We start from the raw sequence: 1,880 nt of genomic DNA, 5'->3' as shown, positions 1-1,880 counted from the left end.
CGCGCCGACGGCGCCGGCACCGGGCCAGAGCACGCCGGCGGCCAACACCGCGGCGCAGACCGGCCCGCAGACCGTGACCGTGAAGTCCGAGCCGAGCCAGGCCGACTGGACCAAGGTCTGCGGCAAGGACGGCGGCTCGGGCACCGACATCTGCTACACCACCCGCGACTTCGTCTCCGACCAGGGCCAGCCGGTCCTCGCGGTCGCCGTGTACGAGATGAAGAACCCGGCCACGAAGCAGGAGGTGCGCGTGGTGCGCTACCTGCTGCCGCTCGGCCTGCTGCTGCAGCCCGGCATCCGCTTCACCGTCGACGGCCAGCAGGGCACCGCCGGCAAGTTCGCCGTCTGCTTCCCCAACGGCTGCTTCGCCGAGGCCGGCGGCGTCGACGCCGGCGTCGTCGCCGCGATGAAGAAGGGCACCACGCTCAACGTCTCGGTGCAGAACCAGACCCAGCGCGAGGTGACCTTCGCCGTGCCGCTCGCCGGCTTCGGCAAGGCCTTCGACGGCCCGGCCATGGACCCGAAGGTGCTCGAGGAGCAGCAGAAGAAGCTGCAGTCGGAGCTCGAGAAGCGCAGCGAGGACATGCGCAAGAAGCTCGAGCAGCCCGGCGCGGCCGGCGCCGCGCCGGCCCCCAAGCCCTGATCCGCGACCGCCGATCCCGCCCTCGGGATCGGCGCACCGACAAGGCCCGGCGCTCCGAAGCGCCGGGCTTTTTTCATGCGTCGGGCGTCCTCGCCGACCGGCCCGTGATCACGGGATCACGGGATCGTTGCATCACCGGATCGTTGCATCACCGGATCCTGAGATCACGCGATCCTGGTCTCTCGGAGGCTAGGGTCAGCGCCGCGCGCCGCCGAACGGCCAGTCGATCGCGCCGCCGGCATACAGCCCCGCCCAGATCAGCACCGGCTGGAACGCCAAGCGGGGCCCGTGATACCACCAGGAATCCGGCAGCGGCGGCACGACGATCCCTTCGATCGCCTGCTTGACGTTGGCCGGCCAGACGCAGAGCGCGTAGAGCGCGAGCCCGATCCCGGCAGCCCGGCGCCAAGTTGGGCTCGTCAGCGCCAGGGCGCCGGCGATCTCGCAGAGGCCGGTGCCGAGGATGACGAGGCGCGGCTCCGGCACCCAGGCCGGCATGATCGGCATCAAGGTGTCGGGGGAGGCGAGGTGCACCGCGCCGACGAGGCCGTAGAGGCCGACGAGGCCGCGCCGCAGCCAGACCCGCCCGGGACCGTCGGGCGCATGCGTCTTTTGAGCCCCCGTCATGTCGCCCCGATCGAGACGTCGTTCGTTGACACGCCGCACTCCGCAGCGACGCGGTCGCGCAGGGCCGCCATCAGCCGCATCAGTAGGCAATGGTCGCGGGCGTAGCCGGTGTCGCCGCCGCCAGAATCGCCGATCGCCGTGACCGGCGCGATCAGCCGCAGCGAGTTGGTCACGAACACCGCGTCGGCGCGGCGCAGCTCGGAGAGCGTGATGGAGCGCTCCTCGCAGGCGAGCCCGCAGGCCGGCGCGAGCTGCGCGATCACCACGGCGCGGACGATGCCGGCCAGCACTCCATCAGTGAGCGGCGGCGTGACCAGGCGCTCGCCGAACAGCGCGAAGACGTTGCCGGTGCCGGCGCAGGCGAGCGCCTGCCGAGTGTTGCTGAACAGGGCCTCGTCGAAGCCGGCGGCGCGGGCGTCCCGCGCGGCGAGGATCGCGTCGCCGTAGCCCAGCGCCTTCAGCTGCGCGAGGGGCGACGTCTCGTTCCGGGCGATGGCCGTGGGCCAGAGCCGCAGCGGCGCGAACGCGATGCCGGGGTCGCTGGCCGCCGCGGTCGCAAACAGCGTCGGGTGCGGGTCGGCGGGCGGGGCGAGGCCGCGGGGGCTGGTGC

The 1,880-nt window shown here is 72.7% G+C and carries 3 protein-coding genes; 1 reads left to right on the top strand and 2 read right to left on the bottom strand.

The annotated features are described in order from the left end of the window. The coding region (locus FV222_RS24635) for an invasion associated locus B family protein (protein WP_147815874.1) at positions 1-643 on the top strand (643 nt) is incomplete at its 5' end. Positions 644-838: 195 nt separating this feature from the next. Here FV222_RS24635 and FV222_RS24630 read toward each other — a convergent pair. Continuing rightward, the gene (locus FV222_RS24630) at positions 839-1,270 is read right to left on the bottom strand and encodes a DoxX family protein (protein WP_147763085.1); all 432 of its coding nucleotides are present in this window, start codon (positions 1,268-1,270) and stop codon (positions 839-841) included. After that, on the bottom strand, positions 1,267-1,880 hold a 614-nt coding region (locus FV222_RS24625; protein WP_147815873.1), incomplete at its 5' end, for an aminotransferase class IV. The genes FV222_RS24625 and FV222_RS24630, both read right to left, overlap by 4 nt.

It is taken from the genome of Methylobacterium sp. WL103 (assembly GCF_008039885.1).
GTDB classification, from domain to species: Bacteria; Pseudomonadota; Alphaproteobacteria; order Rhizobiales; family Beijerinckiaceae; genus Methylobacterium; species Methylobacterium cerastii.
This window is presented reverse-complemented; position numbering and strand designations above follow the sequence as displayed.

Coding starts and splice junctions, on each gene's coding strand:
- FV222_RS24630 (WP_147763085.1), bottom strand. CDS start 1,270: ATGACGGGGGCTCAAAAGACGCATGCGCCCGACGGTCCCGGGCGGGTC.